This is a genomic window from Propioniciclava flava, assembly GCF_004126535.1.
GTDB classification, from domain to species: domain Bacteria; phylum Actinomycetota; class Actinomycetes; order Propionibacteriales; family Propionibacteriaceae; genus Propioniciclava; species Propioniciclava flava.
In genome coordinates, this window is sequence record NZ_PPCV01000010.1 from 68,911 (window position 1) to 84,538 (window position 15,628).

A 15,628-nucleotide genomic window follows, 5' to 3' on the forward strand; every position below is an offset into this window, starting at 1 on the left:
GGAGCCTACCGAGCGCGCACCACCTCGCGCGCCGGGAGCGCGCGCACGGACGCCTCGCCCGCACCGGCCCCCTTATCGATCAGGAACCGCTGACGATCACCCAGCCAGCCCCATCGGGACCATTTCCCCTTGTCAGACCATCAGGCGGCGCCGATATCGATCAATCGAATTCGGGATGGGCGAACCCTTCCCCCCACGCGTCACCATTTGGTATCTTCGGAGAACAAAACCCGAGGGCTCCGGTCTGGAGACGTGCACAAGGCAGTGCGACCCGGGGGCGAAAGGAGTCACCATGTCTGAATTCCAGCTTTCTCGCCGCGGCTTGCTGACCGCAGGGGCCGGGCTCGCGGCCGCCGTCACACTCTCCGCCTGCAGTGGCGGCTCACCAGCGGCCTCCGGCGGCTCAGGGGGCGCAGCCAAGGCCAGCGCCTGGGCCATCACCGGCCAACCCAACGAGGGGATCCTCAAGAAGTCGCTCGAAGCGTTCGCCAAGCGGGGCAAGGGCACCATCGAGAGCACGTTCTTCCAAAACGACGCCTACAAGCAAAAGATCCGCACCGCCATCGGCGCAGGGCAGGCCCCCACCCTCATCTACGGCTGGGGCGGTGGCATCCTCAAGGGCTACGTCGACGCGGGCCAGGTCGTCGACCTCACCAGTTGGGTCAACGAGGACAGCGCCTGGAAGCAATCCTTCGTCGCCTCCACCTGGGGCGCCGGGACCATCGACGGCAAGATTTACGCGGTCCCCACGAACAACACCCAGCCCGTCGTCATGTACTACAACACGAAGCTGTTCGAGCAGGCCGGCGCAGAACTCCCCAAGACGTGGGACGACGTGCTCCACCTCACCGAGGTCTTCAACAGCAAGGGCATCGCCCCCATCTCCCTGGGCGGCGGCTCCAACTGGACCTCCATGATGTGGCTGGAGTACCTCTTCGACCGCGTCGGCGGCCCGGAGGTCTTCGCCAACATCTACGCAGGCAAGGCGGACGCCTGGAGCGACCCGTCGGCGCTGAAGGCCTACACGATGATCCAGCAACTCATCGACGCCAACGGCTTCGTCAAGGGATTCCAGACCATCACGGCCGACAGCAACGCCGACCAAGCCCTGCTCTACACCGACAAAGCAGCGATGCTCCTGCACGGCGGCTGGGCCTATGGCGCCATGAAGAGCGCACAACCCGACTTCGTCGTCAAGCGCCTCAAGGTCGGCGCCTTCCCCGCCGTCACCGGCGGCAAGGGAGACCCGAAGAACCTCGCGGGCAACCCCGCCAACTACTGGTCGCTGTCCGCAAAGGCCTCCGCCGCTGAGCAGGACATCGCCAAGGCGTGGATGCGCGACGGCATGTTCGACGACGCGACGGTCGACGCGTTCGTCGCCAGCGGCGGCGTCCCGGTCGCCACTGCCGCCAAGGCCAAGATCGCTTCGTCCGCCGACAAGGACTTCCTGACCTTCGTGTTCGACTCGGTCAACGCTGCTCCGAACTTCCAGCAGTCGTGGGATCAGGCCCTCTCGGCGACCCAGTCCGAGGCCATGCTCAACAACATCTCGCAGTTGTTCAGCAAGCAGATCGGGCCCGAGCAGTTCGCCAGCGCCATGAACGCCACCATTGGCAAGTAAATGACGGGTGCACACACCTCGGCCGGGACACGCGACACGCCACTGGCGTTGCTCGCGCTCCCGGCGCTCGTCTTCTTCCTCATCTTCGCCGTCGCACCGCTGATCGGCGTCGTCATCCTCAGCTTCACCAGCTGGGACGGGATCGGCGAGATCCTGCCCAACGGGCTGGAGAGCTGGCAGATGGTCCTCGCCGACCCCATGACCTGGAACGCGCTGGGGCTGACCTTGGCCACCATGGTGATCACGTGGGCCGTCCAAACCCCGCTGAGCATCCTGCTGGGCACCTTCATCGCGGGGCAGCAGCGCTACCGCGCCGTCTTGGCCGTGTTCTACTTCCTGCCGCTGTTGCTGAGCTCGGCCGCCATCGCCATCGCGTTCAAGGCCCTGCTCGACCCCAACTTCGGGCTCGGGGCCGGGCTCAACCTGCCCTTCCTCAACCAGGACTGGCTCGGAGTCGAACTCGCCTTCCCCGTCGTCTTGGCCGTGATCGCGTGGCAGTTCATTCCGTTCCACACGCTGCTCTACCAAGGTGGCGTTCGGCAGATCCCCCAGCAGCTCTATGAAGCGGCCTCGATCGACGGCGCCTCCCGGTTCCGCCAGTTCATCCACATCACCTTGCCCCAGTTGAAGTACACGATCATCACCTCCAGCACGCTCATGCTGGTTGGCTCCCTGACCTACTTCGACCTCGTGTTCGTCATGACCCAAGGCGGCCCGGGGAACGCGACCCGGATCCTCGCCCTGGACATGTACATCCGCGGGTTCCGCGCCAACCAGATGGGCGCTGCCAGCGTCATCGCCGTCATCCTGGTCGTGCTGGGCCTGGGTCTTGCCCTCGGCGTGCAGCGCCTCGGCGGGAAAGACAAAACGGCTAGCCAACTTGAAGGAGGCGTCTGATGTCCGCCACGCCGACCATGAAGCGCGCCGTTCCCGCGGCCCGCACCACCTCGCGCGGTGTGGGCGCCAAGAACTGGGTGGGAGGGGCGTTCGGCTGGCTGTGGTTCCTCGCGGTCAGCCTGCCGATCTACTACGTGGTCATCACCTCGTTGAAGGATCAAGGCGCCTACTTCACCAGCAACCCGCTCTCCTTGCCGATCCCCCCGAACTTCACGCCGTACCAGGAAGTCCTCGACAACAACATCGCCACCTACTTCTTCAACAGCGTGTGGGTGACCGTCGGGTCCGTCGTCCCGATCGTGCTGTTCTCGTTCATGGCGTCCTACGCGATCGTCCGAGGCTCGGGACGCTTCCTTCGCTTCACCAACGGGTTGTTCCTGATGGGGTTGGCGATCCCCATTCAAGCCACGATCATTCCCATCTACCTGATGATCACGAAGATGGGCCTGTACGACACCTTGTGGGCCGTCATCCTTCCGTCCATCGCTTTCGGGATCCCACTGTCGGTCTTGATCATGTCGAACTTCCTGCGCGACATCCCGAACGAACTGTTCGAATCCATGCGCTTGGACGGGCTCAGCAACTGGCAGATGATGTGGCGCCTGGCGTTGCCGTTGACGATGCCCGCCATGGTGACGGTGGCGATCTACAACGGCCTCAACGTGTGGAACGGATTCTTGTTCCCGCTGATCCTCACCCAGTCGCCGGATACTCGCGTCATGCCGTTGGGCCTGTGGGCCTTCCAGGGCGAGTACCAGGTGAACATTCCGGCAGTGCTGGCAGCGGTCGTCTTGTCGACCATGCCGATCCTGCTTCTCTACATCGTGGGACGCCGCCAGTTGCTCAGCGGCCTCACCGCAGGCATCGGTAAGTGAATCTCCCCTCGCGTCCCGCGCGTGGACGCATCTCAACGAAAGGAAACCCATGACCGTCTTCCACGTGGCCATCACCGGCTCGGATCTCTCCGATGGCAGCGAGGCGCAACCCTGGCGAACCATCAACCATGCCGCCCAGCGCGCCACCGCCGGGGACACGGTTCTCGTCCACGCCGGGGTGTACCGCGAGTGGGTCAAGCCGCTCAACAGCGGGCTGAGCGACGCCCGGCGCATCACCTACGCGGCCGCCGAGGGCGAGCAGGTCGTCGTGAAGGGCTCCGAGCAGATCACCGACTGGACCCGGGAAGAGGGCAGCGTCTGGCGCACCAGCATCCCCAACGCCGTATTCGGCGACTGGAACCCTTACGCCCTGGAACTCGTCGGGGACTGGGTGGTGCGCCCCGTCGCGCCAGCCCCTCGCACCCACTTGGGTGACGTCTACCTCAACGGCCGCAGCTTCTACGAGGTCACCGACAAGGCGGGCCTGGCAGCACCCGAGCGTCGCGACACGATCGTGGACGACCGGACCGGTCAGATCGTCGCCATCGAGGACCCCGACGCGACCCGCTACGTCTGGTACGCCGAGGTGGGCGAACACGAGACGACGATCTGGGCGAACTTCCACGAAGCCGACCCCACGGCGGAACTCGTCGAGATCAACGTGCGCCGCTCCGTGTTCTACCCGACCCGCAACCACGTGGACTACATCACGGTGCGCGGCTTCGAGTTGGCGCATGCCGCCACCCCGTGGGCGCCCCCGACCGCCGACCAGCCGGGCTTGATCGGCCCGAACTGGGCGAAGGGCTGGATCATTGAGGGCAACCACATCCACGACGCCAAGTGCTCCGCTATCTCCTTGGGTAAGGAGGCGACCACTGGCGACAACTACTTCACGCACCGCCTCGACAAGCCGGGCTACCAGTACCAGTTGGAGGCCGTCTTCACGGCACGCCAGCACGGCTGGGCGAAGGAGCGGATCGGCTCCCACGTCGTGCGCAACAACGTGATTCACGACTGCGGCCAAAACGGCATCGTGGGGCACCTGGGCTGCGTCTTCAGCCGCATTCATGACAACGAGATCTACCGGGTGGCCACCAAGCGCGAGTTCTACGGACACGAGATCGGCGGCATCAAGCTGCACGCGGCCATCGACGTGGAGATCGCCCACAACCACATTCACGGCTGCGCGCTCGGCGTGTGGAGCGACTGGCAGACCCAGGGCACGCGCATCACGCGCAACGTGTTCCACGACAACAGCCGCGACCTCTACGTCGAGGTGTCGCACGGCCCTTACGTGGTCGATCACAACGTGTTCGGCTCCAAGGCCGCCATCGAGACCATGAGCGACGGCGGCGCCTACGTCGGCAACCTGGTCGCCGGGACGTTGCTGCTGCATCCGGTGATGGAGCGCCCAACGCCCTATCACGTCCCCCACTCCACCGAGGTGGCCGGCTATGCGTCCATCTACGGTGGGGACGACCGCTGGATCGGCAACATCTTCGTCGGCAACGGCGCGGGGGCCGACACGCAGGACGCCTATGGCGATGACGCGTGGGCCACGACCTTGATCACCTACGGCACCGGCGTCTACGACGGGCACCCCGCCTCCTTCGAGGAGTACCTGGACGCCGTCCACGCGGCGATGCCGGGCGACGTGGACATCTTCTTCTCCTTGAAGAACCCGGTCTACCTGCGCGACAACGTCTACCTCAACGGTGCTCAGCCGTATGAGCGCGAGAGCAACGCCCTCGTGGATGCGGCCTCAGCGGACCTGGCGATCACCGAGTCCGACGGCGCCGTCACGGTCACGATCACGCTGCCGGACGGCTTCGCCGAGCACCGGTTCCCGGTCGTGACGACGGCCGCGCTGGGTCGCGTGCGGATGGTGGACGCCGATTTCGAGAATCCCGACGGCTCGCCCTTGGTGCTCGACGTCGACCTTTCGGGCGTTGAGCGTGCAGGCGACTCCGTGGCGGGCCCGCTGTTCGATCTGACCAGCGGCACCAACACGGTGACGGTCTGGTCGGGCCCCGAGGCCTGAGCGCCCGGCGGGGCCCCGGGATCCCCCCGGGGCCCCGCGCCGACGGCTAGGAGGCGAGCCAGGGCGCGGGATCGTTCAGCACCCGGTGCAGGGCGAGGTAGGCGGCGCCCACACAGGCCATGCCGCGGTCGTCGGGCAGCGAGGTCACGGCCAACGTTTCAAAGGGCGCCGCGACGACGCGACGCCGCAGTTCGGCGTCGATGCCCGGGATGAGGTGGGGGGCCAACCGACCTAGGTGACCGCCCAAGATGACCTGGGAGACGTCCAACAAGTTCAGTGCACCCGCGAGGACGACACCGAGGGTTGTGGCTGCCGCTTCGACGGCGGCGAGGGCACGAGGGTCGCCCTCGTGAAGACGCGCGATGAGTTCGTCGGTGTCGCGCGTGCCCGCAGCAGCGCTGAGGGCCGCCTGCCCGACGTAGGCCTCCAGGCAGCCCGTCGCGCCACAGGCGCACACCGGCCCCGCGCTGTCGACGCAGACGTGGCCGATCTCACCCGCCCAGCCGTGGCGGCCCGTCATGGCGCGCCCGGCCGTCACCAGGGCGGAGCCGATGCCCACTTCGCCGGAGACGTAGAGGAATTCGCCCAGGTCGGAGGGGCGCGCCGGGGCGTCCCACGCGATCGCCTCCGCGGCGCAGTCGGCCTCGTTTCCGACGCCGATCAACGACACATCCACCCCGACGATCTGGGCCACGGTTTCGCTGGGCCGCACGTTCCACCAGCCCAGGTTGGGTGCCCGCAACAGCACCCGCTCATCGACGTCGACCAGACCGGGGAGGGCCACCTGGACTCCCGCCAGCGTCATGCCCGCGCATGGCTTGGCGAGCAGACGGCGTCCCATTTCGGCGACCTCCGCGATGACCGGTTCGACATCGGAATCCCGCAGGTCGCAGACCCGCACCTCTTCGGCGATCACGTGGCCGGTCAAGTCGATCAAGCAGGCGGACAGGCGCCCCACGTTGATCTCCAGACCGAGCGCGAACCAGGTGCCGGGGGCGGGTGTCAACGGCACGGCAGGTCGACCACGATGGCCGTCGTTGTGCGGTTCGCTCTCGGCGATGAGGCCCCCCGCGATGAGATCGTCAGCCAGGCGGGACACCGTGGAGCGGGTGAGGCCCGTATCGGCGGCGATGTCGGCGCGCGACAGCATCTGCGTCGCACCGAAAACGCGCTGGATGACGGTCGCCAGGTTCAGGGAACGCAGGCTCGACTGCCGGACGGCGTCAGCGCTGTCCTCGGGCGCCGGATGGCCCACGCGGTAGCTGGCCACGTCTCCCCTTTCGGTGTCGTCGCGCACGATGGGCCCTCGTTGCGGGCGCCCAGCATCCCTCGACTGTAGAGCATTGCCTTGTCCTTGACGCCAGAGCACAGGCCCCTATAAGTTTTTCCGTGATACAAATATCGCGATGCTGCACTCTCCTGACCAGCCAGTGACGTGCTGGCCGCCGGGCACACCGCGCGCCCTTTGTGTCGCATCATCACTACACAAGGCATTGACCTTTCACTGTCACAAGGGAGAGACATGACCCTGGTCGCCGGCGTCGACACCTCGACGCAATCCTGCAAAGTCCTCGTCTTCGACGCCGAGAGCGGCGCGCTGATCCGCCAAGGATCCGCCAAGCATCCCGACGCGACCGAATGCCACCCCGACGCGTGGTGGGCCGCTTTCGAGGCGGCATCAGCCATGGCTGGCGGCCTCGGTGACGTCGCCGCGATCAGCGTCGGCGGGCAGCAGCACGGCATGGTCCTGCTCGACGCCCACGGCGAGGTCATCCGGCCCGCCCAACTGTGGAACGACACCAAATCGGGGCAAGCCGCGGCCGACCTCGTCGCCGAACTCGGCGCAGAAACCTGGGTGCAGGCCACCGGCTTGATGCTCGTGCCCAGCTTCACCGTCACCAAGCTGCGCTGGATCGCCGACCACGAACCAGAGAACGCCGCCCGCATCGCCGCCATCTGCCTCCCCCACGACTGGCTCACCTGGCAACTACGCGGCGGTTCCGACCTGTCGCTGTTGACCACCGATCGCTCCGAAGCCTCCGGAACCGGCTACTTCGACCCCCAGACCGGCCAGTACCGCCGCGACCTGCTGGCCCACGCCCTGCGCCGCGACGAAGCGGGAGTGGCCGACATCGTCCTGCCTCGCGTCCTGGCCCCGCACGAGGCGGCAGGCCACGGTGCAGCGTCCCTGGGCTTCGACGCGGCGCTGATCGGTCCCGGCTGCGGCGACAACGCGGGCGCAGCCCTGGGGCTGTCCCACGTCCCCGGCTCGGTGACCGTCTCCATCGGCACCTCCGGCGTCGTGTGCGCCGTTTCCACAACCGCCGTGCGAGACGTGAGCGGCCTCGTGGCGGGATTCGCGGACGCCCAGGGGAACTACCTGCCCCTGATCGCGACCATCAATGGCGCCCGGATCCTCCAGGCGACCGCCCACCTCCTCGGCACCGACTTTGCCGGGCTCGACACCCTGGCACTCTCCGCCGAACCAGGCGCCGGGGGCCTCGTCCTGGTCCCCCACTTCGACGGGGAGCGCACCCCCAACCTCCCCGATGCCGCGGGGACGCTCGCAGGTATGACTCTGGCGAACCTAACCCAGCCCAACCTCGCCCGGGCCAGCGTCGAGGGGCTCTTGTGCCTCCTCGGCGTGGGGATGGAGGCCCAACGCGCCCAAGGCGTCCGCATCGACTCGGTCACGCTGATCGGCGGCGGCTCTCAATCCCTCGCGGTGCGCGAGGTGGCCCCCGCGATCCTCGGCGTCCCGGTCGAGGTCCCTGAGCCCGGTGAATACGTCGCCCGGGGGGCCGCACGGCAGGCAGCCTGGGTGCTCGCGGGCGGGGAACAGCCTCCGGCCTGGGCTCCCATCCCGGCCACGACGTTCACCGCAGCACCAACCCCGCAGATCCAGCAGCGCTACGACCGGGTCGCAGCCCAGGTCTCCGGGCTGAATCCGCGCTGAACAGTTGGTCTCGGCCCCCGCGCTCAGCGCGGGGGCCGAGACCAACCAGCACGCCGCTACTCGAAGGCCCCGATGGTGAAGCACACCTCGCGAGTGGCACCGGCAGCCAGCGCCACGTCGGCGTCCGGGCCATTGAAGGCATCCGGCGGATGCGTCATCGCCTCGACCGCCAGCGCATGACGGCCGATCCGCTCGGCGGAATACAACTGAAGCCACGGGGCCTCGGCTTGCAGCCGGACAGCCCCATCGCGATGGCGCAGTTCGACGCTCCAGGGCCTTGCGGGCGCCTGGAACGCCAGATCCACCGACCGCCCCGCCATCGGCGTGGGGGTGGAGAAATCGACGTCGGTCTGCGCCACATCGACCAGTTGCAGGGGCGCCATCCGCTCATCAACCAGCAGTGCCGCCACCCCGGGCGAGGTCACCGTGCAGTCGTCCAGCGGTGCGTGGTCCCACGTCAGGTAGGGGTGCGATCCGAGCGCCACCGGCGCCGCAACCGCGCCGACGTTCGTAGCGCAGATGCGCACGCTCAACCCCGACTCGTCCAGGGCATACGACACCGTCAAGGACAGGTCGAAGGGGTAGCCGGGCGTCGCAGGCAGGTCGAGGCCCAAAGTGAGCTCACGCGCCGTGCTGTGCAGCGGAGTCCACAACTGGTGGGCCGCCAGCCCGTGCAGGGCCGCCCCCGTGGCGGGCTCGTTCGCGGGGAGATCGAACTCCACACCGCCAAACGAGTAACGCGCGCCGGTGATCCGGTTCGGCCAAGGCGCCAGCGTCCGTCCCTCCCAGCCCTCGCCGATCGAGACGCGGGGATCGAAGGAGGCCGTCAACCGGCGGCCCGCATGGCGCAGCCCCACCAGCGTGGCGCCAGACGCGGCGATGGTCGCCGTGTAGGGGCCGTGGACCAGATGAAACAGGTGTCCGTTCAGCGACATGTCACAACCCCGGATCGATGACGGTCTTCAGCCCCGTCCTGCCCGACGCGTAGCGGAATGCGTCCGCGGCGTCGTTGAGGGCAAAGCGTCGCGACACCAAGGACGCCAGATCGACCTGTCCACGCGCCAGGAGATCGATGGCCCGCGGGTACACGTCGGGCATGCGTCGCACAATCGCGATGGTCAGCCCCTTGCGGCGAGCGGTCGCCGCCGGGAATGTCGTGGTGTCGTCGTCGGGGATGCCCACCAGCACGACCCGGCCCCCCGGACGGGCCAACTCGATGGCCTCGCGGACGGCGTCGCGCTGGCCGCTGACTTCGAACACGACGTCGCTGTGGGGCTCCAAGGCGGCACCCGCGTCGACGACATGGCCGCAGCCCAGGCCGGTGGCGGCGTCACGGCGATGCGCCAGGGGTTCCACCACCGTGTCCACCACGGCCCCGCCCACGGCGGCCAACTGGATCAGCAGCAGCCCGATCGGCCCGGCTCCCACGATCGAGACTCGGTCCCCGAGGCGGGCGTGTCCCAGATCCCAGGAGTGGAGGGCGACGCCGAGGGGTTCTAGAAGCGCCCCCTCGTCGGGCGTGGCCCCCTCGGGGAGCGGGAAGAGACGGTTGGTGGGCCACGCCATGACCTCACGCACGCCGCCGTCGACGGAGCCGTGGCCGGAGAAGCGCACATGGGGGCACAGGTTGGGGTTGCCTTCGCGGCAGCGCTCACACTCCTCGCAGGGAATCGCCGGATCGATCGCGACGACGCGGCCCGCATAAGGACCATCCAGCGCGATCCCGCTCACCTCATGCCCTGGCACCAGCGGATTCTCGATGGTGGCATCCCCGATCCCACCATCGGTGAACCAATGCAGATCCGATCCGCACAGCCCCACGGCCCGTACCTGGACCAAAGACTGGCCGTCTGCCGGGATGGGGGTCGCTTCCTCCCCGACGCGAACGTCCTCGGTGCCCCACAGTCGCGCTGCCCGCATGTGCGTCCTCGATTCCTCACCTTTGAATTAGTTCTACGATAGTCGAAAATCGGGTTCGGGGCTCAGCCCTCACCGCCCAGAGAGGACCCGCTAACGCCACACGCCGGGAATCTCCCCCAAGGTCAACCACTGCGCCGGATGCTCCAACACACGGTGGAGCGCCGTATAGGCGGCACCGAGCGAGGGCATGTCCCGCTCCTCCGGCACCGCCGTGATCCCGATGGCCTCGAAGGGGGCAGCCACGACGCGCTGGCGAAGCTCCGCCTCGATGCCGCTCCTCATCGCGGGAAGGAGGCGGCCCAGATGCCCTCCGAGCACAACGTTGGCGACGTCCAGAAGGTTCAAGGCGCCCGCCAGCGCCACCCCCAGCATTGCCGCGGCTTCGTTCACCGCGTCGCAGGCCCGTGCATCCCGGCTCTCGATCCGCGCCAACAGCGCGTCGGTGTCTGGTACCCCCGCCCACGCGTGAAGCGCCGACGAGCCCACGTAGACCTCCAAACACCCGCGGGCACCGCACGCGCACACGGGGCCGTTCCGATCCACGCACACGTGACCGATCTCGCCCGCCCAGCCGTGCCCGCCCGTCACCACACCGCCAGCCTTGACCAAGGACGAGCCAATGCCGATCTCGCCCGACAGATACAAGAACTCCTCCCGACGCGACGGACGCCCAGGCGCATCCCAGGCCACCGTCTGCGCGGCGTAGTCCGATTCGTTTCCGACGTCGATCAGGCTGGGATCCAGTTCCAGGGCGCGCGCAAGCAGCGCCCGCGCCGGGACGTCCCACCACCCCAGATTGGGGGCGCGCAGCAGCGTGCCGCGCTCGGCATCCACCAGGCCCGGAATGGCCCATTGCACGCCGGCCAAGGTCACGTCGGTTCCCGCTTGGCTCAGCACCGAGCGCCCCAAGGCCGCCAACTCCTCGATCACCCACGCGGGATCCGAGTTGCGTAGATCGACCTCGACGCGCTCCTCGGCTCGTGTGTGGCCCGCCAAGTCCACCAGGCGCGCCGCCATCCGTCCCACGTTCACTTCAAGCCCCAGGGCCACCCAGGTCTTCCCTGCCGGGACCAGCGGGACGGCGGGACGCCCCCGCTGGCCAAAGGCCTGCGGGGGCGTCTCTTCGATCAGTTCCCCGGCGATCAGGTCGTCCACGAGCCGCGACACTGTGGAGCGCGTGAGCCCGGTATCGGCGGCCACATCGGCGCGTGAGAGAGGCTCGGACGCACCGAACAAGCGCTGGGTCACGATCGCCAGATTGAGGGAGCGAAGGCTCGACTGCCGCACCACGTCGGGGTGTTCAGGCTGAGCCGGACGCCCGATCCGAATACTGGCCACCGTTGCCCCCTCATCGTCTCTCGCCACAGGAAAGGGAGGTGCCGCCGACGCCTAGGCTCCCTTCGTCCGGGCCTTGTTGATCATATCGAAGGCCACTGCCGCGATCAGCACGAGACCCTTGATGATCGACTGCCACGAAGGATCGACACCCATGATCGACAAGCCCATGTTCAGCACGCCCATGATCAGCGCACCGATGATGGCGCCGGGGACGCGTCCGATACCGCCGGTCACTGCGGCGCCACCGATGAAGCAGGCTGCGATGGCGTCGAGTTCGTAGTTGTTGCCCGCTGCGGCCACGGCTGCACCTGCCCGCGACGTGACCACAACGGCCGCCAGGCCACACAGCCAGCCCATGTTCACGAACAGCCAGAAGTTGACCTTCCGGGTGTTGATACCGGAGAGCTTCGCGGCCGCCAAGTTGCCGCCCACCGCGTAGATGTGACGCCCGAACACGGTGTTGCCCATGACCCAGGCGTAGGCGATGACGACGACCCCGACGATGACCAGCACGTAGGGAAGGCCCAGCGCGCTCAGGGCGATCCAGTAGGTCGCCAGCCCGAGCAGCACCGCCAGCACGACCAGCCGCGCCACCATGAGGCCCAGCGACTCGACCACCAGCCCGCGGCGCTGCGCACGCACGCGGCGCAGGACGGTAGAGATAACGATCCAGGCGATGCCGACCGCGCCCACCACGAGCGTGAAGGCGTCCAGGGAGCCCAGGAAGCCCGCGGTCCCCGCCACGCCGTCGTTGGAGATGGCCAGGAAGTCGGCGTCGAACCCTGCCCGCGTGTAGCCGACGAGAACCAGCGCGACGCCGCGGAAGATCAGCATGCCGCCCAGGGTCACGATGAAGGCGGGGACGCCGACGTAGGCGACCCAGAACCCTTGCCACGCCCCGATGATGCCGCCCACCACGAGCGCCACCACGATGGCCAGCCATGGGTTGACGTGGAAGTCGGTCATCAAGACGCCCAGGACGCCACCCACTGCGGCGACGACCGAACCGACCGACAAGTCGATGTGTCCGGCGACGATGATCATGAGCATGCCCACGGCCAGGATGAACACGTACGCGTTCTGCTGGACGAGGCTGGTCACGTTGTTGGGCTGCAGCAGGCGCCCTTGGGTGACCACCTGGAAGAAGCCGATGATGACGACGAGAGCCAAAATGATCCCGTATTCCTTCACCACCGACGTTGCGGTGGCCAAGGCATTGCTCTTCTTCTCACCGGAGGCGGTCTCCGGTGGAACGGTTGTGGTCATGCGCGCGGTGCCTCCATCGTCATTAGTTCCATGAGCGACTCCTGTGTCGCTTCACCGCGCGCGAGTTGCCCGGTGATCCTGCCTTCGCTGAGGGTGTAGATGCGGTCACACACCCCGAGCAGCTCGGGGAGTTCGGAGGAGATCACGATGACCGCCTTCCCGCTGGCCGCGAGCTCGTTGATGATCTGGTAGATCTCGTACTTGGCCCCCACGTCGATGCCGCGGGTCGGCTCGTCGAGGATGAGGACGTCAGGGTCGGTGAACATCCACTTACTCAGCACCACCTTTTGCTGGTTGCCGCCGGAGAGGTTCTTCACCGCCTGCTGGACCGACGCCGAGCGGATGCGCAGCTTCGTTCGGTAGTCGTGAGCGACATGATCCTCATCGCCCTTGTTAATGACCCCGTGGCCGCTCACCTTCTGCAGCGCCGCCGAGGTGACGTTGTGACGGATCTCGGCGATCAGGTTGACCCCGTACTTCTTGCGGTCCTCGCTGACGTAGGCGATCCCGTTGGCGATCGCCTTGGGAACGGAGTCGGTGGCGATCTCCTGACCGGACTTGAAGACCCGCCCACTGATGCGCGAGCCGTACTGGTGCCCGAACAGGCTCATGGCCAGTTCGGTGCGCCCGGCACCCATGAGGCCAGCGATGCCGACGACCTCGCCTGCGCGGACGCTCAGCGACGCCGAGTCGACCACGACGCGATGGGTGTCCTCGGGGTGGTGCACCGTCCAGTCCTCGATGCGCAGCAGTTCCTCACCGAGGTGCGGATCGCGCGGGGGAAACCGGTTGTCGAGCGGACGTCCGACCATGGACCGGATGATCCGCTGCTCGTTGACACCTTCTGCCCCGTCATTGGGGATCGTCTCCACCACCGAGCCGTCCCGGATGATGGTGATCGCGTCGGCGATCTCCATAATCTCGTTGAGCTTGTGCGAGATGATGATCTGCGTCACACCCTCATCGCGCAGCGCCCTCATCAGGCCCAGCAGGTGAGCCGAATCGTCGTCGTTCAACGCTGCCGTGGGCTCGTCCAAGATCAGGAGCTTGACGTCCTTGGCGAGCGCTTTCGCGATCTCGACCAGTTGCTGCTTGCCGACGCCGATGTCCACCACGCGGGTGCTGGGGTTCTCACGCAGGCCGACGCGCTGCATGAGCGCGGCGGCCTCCCCCATCGTGGTGCCCCAGTCGATGACGCCACCGCGGGCTCGCTCGTTGCCCAGGAAGATGTTCTCCCCAATGGACAGATACGGCGAGAGCCCCAGTTCCTGGTGAATGATCACGATGCCGTCGGCTTCGCTGTCGCGCAGCGACTTGAACTTCGCCTCGCTGCCTTGATACAGGATTTCTCCGGTGTAGCTGCCGTGCGGGTACAACCCGGAGAGGACGTTCATGAGCGTCGACTTCCCGGCACCGTTCTCCCCGCAGATGGCGTGGATCTCGGCGGGCATGACGGTCATCGTGACATCGCTCAGTGCTCGCACTGGGCCGAACGTCTTTCCTATGCCGACCATCTGCAAGATCGGTTCGCTCATGGGCTTTCCTTCGTCCCCTCCGGGTCGCTCAATCAGATCCCGAGATCCGAGGCCTTGTAGAAGCCCGAATCCACCAGCGCGGACTTGACGGTGTCCTTGGTGACGACCTGCGGCTCGACCAGGTAGGTCGGGACGACCTTCTTGCCGTTGTCGTAGGACTTGGTGTCGTTGACCGACACGGTCTCGCCCTTGGCGATCTGGTCGACCATCTTGGCGACCTGCTCACCCAGCTTGCGGGTGTCCTTCCACACCGACATGGACTGCTTGCCCTGGAGCATGGCCTTGACGTTGGCCAGGTCGGCGTCCTGGCCGGTGATGAGCGGCCAGTCGGTGCCCACCTTGTAGCCGGCGCCGTCCAGCGCCTGCTCGATGCCCAACGCGAGGGAGTCGTTCGGGGAGAGCACGACGGTGACGCGCTTGCCGCCGCCGTAGAACGAGTTGAGGCGGTTCTCCATCTCAGCCTGCGCCTTGGCCGAGTCCCAGTTCAGGATGCCGATGGTCTGCCAGTCGTTGTTGCTGGCCGGGGCCTTGCCGGAGGGGACGACGAAGTCGCCGGAGGCGACCTTGGGGCTGACCTTGTCCCAGGCGCCGGAGAAGAAGAACTTGGCGTTGTTGTCGTCCGGGGAACCGGCGAAGGGCTCGAAGATGACCTTGCCGTCGGGGCCCTTGAAGGAGTCGGCGTTGTCCAAGATGAACTGCCCCTGGAGCTGGCCGACCTTGTAGTTGTCGAAGGTGGCGTAGTAGTCGACGTTCTCAGAGCCGTTGATCAGGCGGTCGTAGGCCACGACCTTGACGCCCTGCTTGGCAGCCTGTGCGAGGACCGGCCCGAGGGCGGTGCCGTCGATCGACGCGATGACGAGCACCTTGGCGCCGTCGTTGAGCATGTTCTGGATTTGGTTGTTTTGCTGATCCTGCTTGTTGTCGGCGTACTGCAGGCTCGTCTTATAGCCCGCCGCCTTCAGCAGCGCCTCCAGGTTGGCACCGTCGCGGTTCCAGCGCTCCAGGCTCTTGGTCGGCATCGCGATGCCGATGAGCGTGTTGCTCGCAGCCCCGCTGGCGCCCGGCGCAGCGCTGGTGCCTGTGCCCCGCTCGCTGCTGCAGGCACTCAACGTGACAGCGGCGGCCGTGGCGACGGACAGGGAGATCAGGTTACGTCGTGAGATGGTCATGGTTCATTGC

12 protein-coding genes are annotated in these 15,628 nt (G+C 67.0%); 5 read left to right on the forward strand and 7 right to left on the reverse strand.

Going from position 1 to position 15,628, the window contains the following annotated elements; all coding sequences use genetic code 11:
- Positions 1-292 precede the first annotated feature (292 nt).
- Genes C1706_RS12655 through C1706_RS12670 form a run of 4 tightly spaced genes read left to right on the forward strand, consistent with a single transcriptional unit; the run spans position 293 to position 5,434 of the window.
- Complete coding sequence (locus C1706_RS12655) at positions 293-1,621, forward strand: extracellular solute-binding protein (RefSeq protein WP_129459607.1); 1,329 nt, start codon at positions 293-295, stop codon at positions 1,619-1,621.
- Complete coding sequence (locus C1706_RS12660; RefSeq protein WP_129459608.1) at positions 1,622-2,518, forward strand: carbohydrate ABC transporter permease; 897 nt, start codon at positions 1,622-1,624, stop codon at positions 2,516-2,518.
- Positions 2,518-3,393 (forward strand): carbohydrate ABC transporter permease, encoded by an 876-nt coding sequence (locus tag C1706_RS12665; protein ID WP_129459609.1) that lies wholly within the window; start codon positions 2,518-2,520, stop codon positions 3,391-3,393. Before C1706_RS12660 ends, C1706_RS12665 begins: the two co-directional genes overlap by 1 nt.
- A 49-nt stretch (positions 3,394-3,442) precedes the next feature.
- Positions 3,443-5,434 carry a right-handed parallel beta-helix repeat-containing protein gene (locus C1706_RS12670; protein WP_129459610.1) on the forward strand — a complete coding sequence of 664 codons (1,992 nt, stop codon included), beginning with the start codon at positions 3,443-3,445 and terminating at the stop codon, positions 5,432-5,434.
- A 46-nt stretch (positions 5,435-5,480) separates the two neighbouring features.
- On the opposite strand, the gene C1706_RS12675 is transcribed toward C1706_RS12670, so the two are convergent.
- Positions 5,481-6,704, reverse strand: a complete 1,224-nt coding sequence (locus C1706_RS12675; protein ID WP_164987557.1) for an ROK family transcriptional regulator — start codon at positions 6,702-6,704, stop codon at positions 5,481-5,483.
- Positions 6,705-6,956: 252 nt separating this feature from the next.
- On the opposite strand from C1706_RS12675, the gene xylB reads away from it, so the two are divergent.
- The gene (gene xylB / locus C1706_RS12680; RefSeq protein ID WP_129459612.1) at positions 6,957-8,390 is read left to right on the forward strand and encodes a xylulokinase; all 1,434 of its coding nucleotides are present in this window, start codon (positions 6,957-6,959) and stop codon (positions 8,388-8,390) included.
- Positions 8,391-8,446: 56 nt separating this feature from the next.
- Here the strand turns inward: xylB and C1706_RS12685 are convergent, their stop codons facing one another.
- From C1706_RS12685 to C1706_RS12710, 6 genes are all read right to left on the reverse strand, one after another.
- Positions 8,447-9,325: an aldose epimerase family protein gene (locus C1706_RS12685; protein WP_129459613.1), complete on the reverse strand. Its 879-nt coding sequence runs from the start codon at positions 9,323-9,325 to the stop codon at positions 8,447-8,449.
- A gap of 1 nt (position 9,326) precedes the next feature.
- Positions 9,327-10,310, reverse strand: coding sequence for a zinc-dependent alcohol dehydrogenase (locus C1706_RS12690; protein WP_129459614.1), 984 nt, complete (start codon positions 10,308-10,310; stop codon positions 9,327-9,329).
- Positions 10,311-10,400: 90 nt separating this feature from the next.
- Positions 10,401-11,648, reverse strand: a complete 1,248-nt coding sequence (locus C1706_RS12695; protein ID WP_206661132.1) for an ROK family transcriptional regulator — start codon at positions 11,646-11,648, stop codon at positions 10,401-10,403.
- Between the two features lie 51 nt (positions 11,649-11,699).
- Positions 11,700-12,914 (reverse strand): multiple monosaccharide ABC transporter permease, encoded by a 1,215-nt coding sequence (gene mmsB, locus C1706_RS12700; RefSeq protein ID WP_129459615.1) that lies wholly within the window; start codon positions 12,912-12,914, stop codon positions 11,700-11,702.
- Positions 12,911-14,449, reverse strand: coding sequence for a multiple monosaccharide ABC transporter ATP-binding protein (gene mmsA, locus C1706_RS12705; RefSeq protein ID WP_129459616.1), 1,539 nt, complete (start codon positions 14,447-14,449; stop codon positions 12,911-12,913). The genes mmsB and mmsA overlap by 4 nt, the downstream gene beginning before the upstream one ends.
- Before the next feature lie 32 nt (positions 14,450-14,481).
- Positions 14,482-15,618, reverse strand: coding sequence for a substrate-binding domain-containing protein (locus C1706_RS12710; protein ID WP_129459617.1), 1,137 nt, complete (start codon positions 15,616-15,618; stop codon positions 14,482-14,484).
- Positions 15,619-15,628: the final 10 nt, after the last annotated feature.

What these genes read in the sequence shown, in the direction of transcription:
- C1706_RS12655 (WP_129459607.1), top strand. Translation starts at nt 293, where the DNA reads ATGTCTGAATTCCAGCTTTCTCGCCGCGGCTTGCTGACCGCAGGGGCC.
- C1706_RS12660 (WP_129459608.1), top strand. Translation starts at nt 1,622, where the DNA reads ATGACGGGTGCACACACCTCGGCCGGGACACGCGACACGCCACTGGCG.
- C1706_RS12665 (WP_129459609.1), top strand. Translation starts at nt 2,518, where the DNA reads ATGTCCGCCACGCCGACCATGAAGCGCGCCGTTCCCGCGGCCCGCACC.
- C1706_RS12670 (WP_129459610.1), top strand. Translation starts at nt 3,443, where the DNA reads ATGACCGTCTTCCACGTGGCCATCACCGGCTCGGATCTCTCCGATGGC.
- xylB (WP_129459612.1), top strand. Translation starts at nt 6,957, where the DNA reads ATGACCCTGGTCGCCGGCGTCGACACCTCGACGCAATCCTGCAAAGTC.
- C1706_RS12685 (WP_129459613.1), bottom strand. Translation starts at nt 9,325, where the DNA reads ATGTCGCTGAACGGACACCTGTTTCATCTGGTCCACGGCCCCTACACG.
- C1706_RS12690 (WP_129459614.1), bottom strand. Translation starts at nt 10,310, where the DNA reads ATGCGGGCAGCGCGACTGTGGGGCACCGAGGACGTTCGCGTCGGGGAG.
- mmsB (WP_129459615.1), bottom strand. Translation starts at nt 12,914, where the DNA reads ATGACCACAACCGTTCCACCGGAGACCGCCTCCGGTGAGAAGAAGAGC.
- mmsA (WP_129459616.1), bottom strand. Translation starts at nt 14,449, where the DNA reads ATGAGCGAACCGATCTTGCAGATGGTCGGCATAGGAAAGACGTTCGGC.
- C1706_RS12710 (WP_129459617.1), bottom strand. Translation starts at nt 15,618, where the DNA reads ATGACCATCTCACGACGTAACCTGATCTCCCTGTCCGTCGCCACGGCC.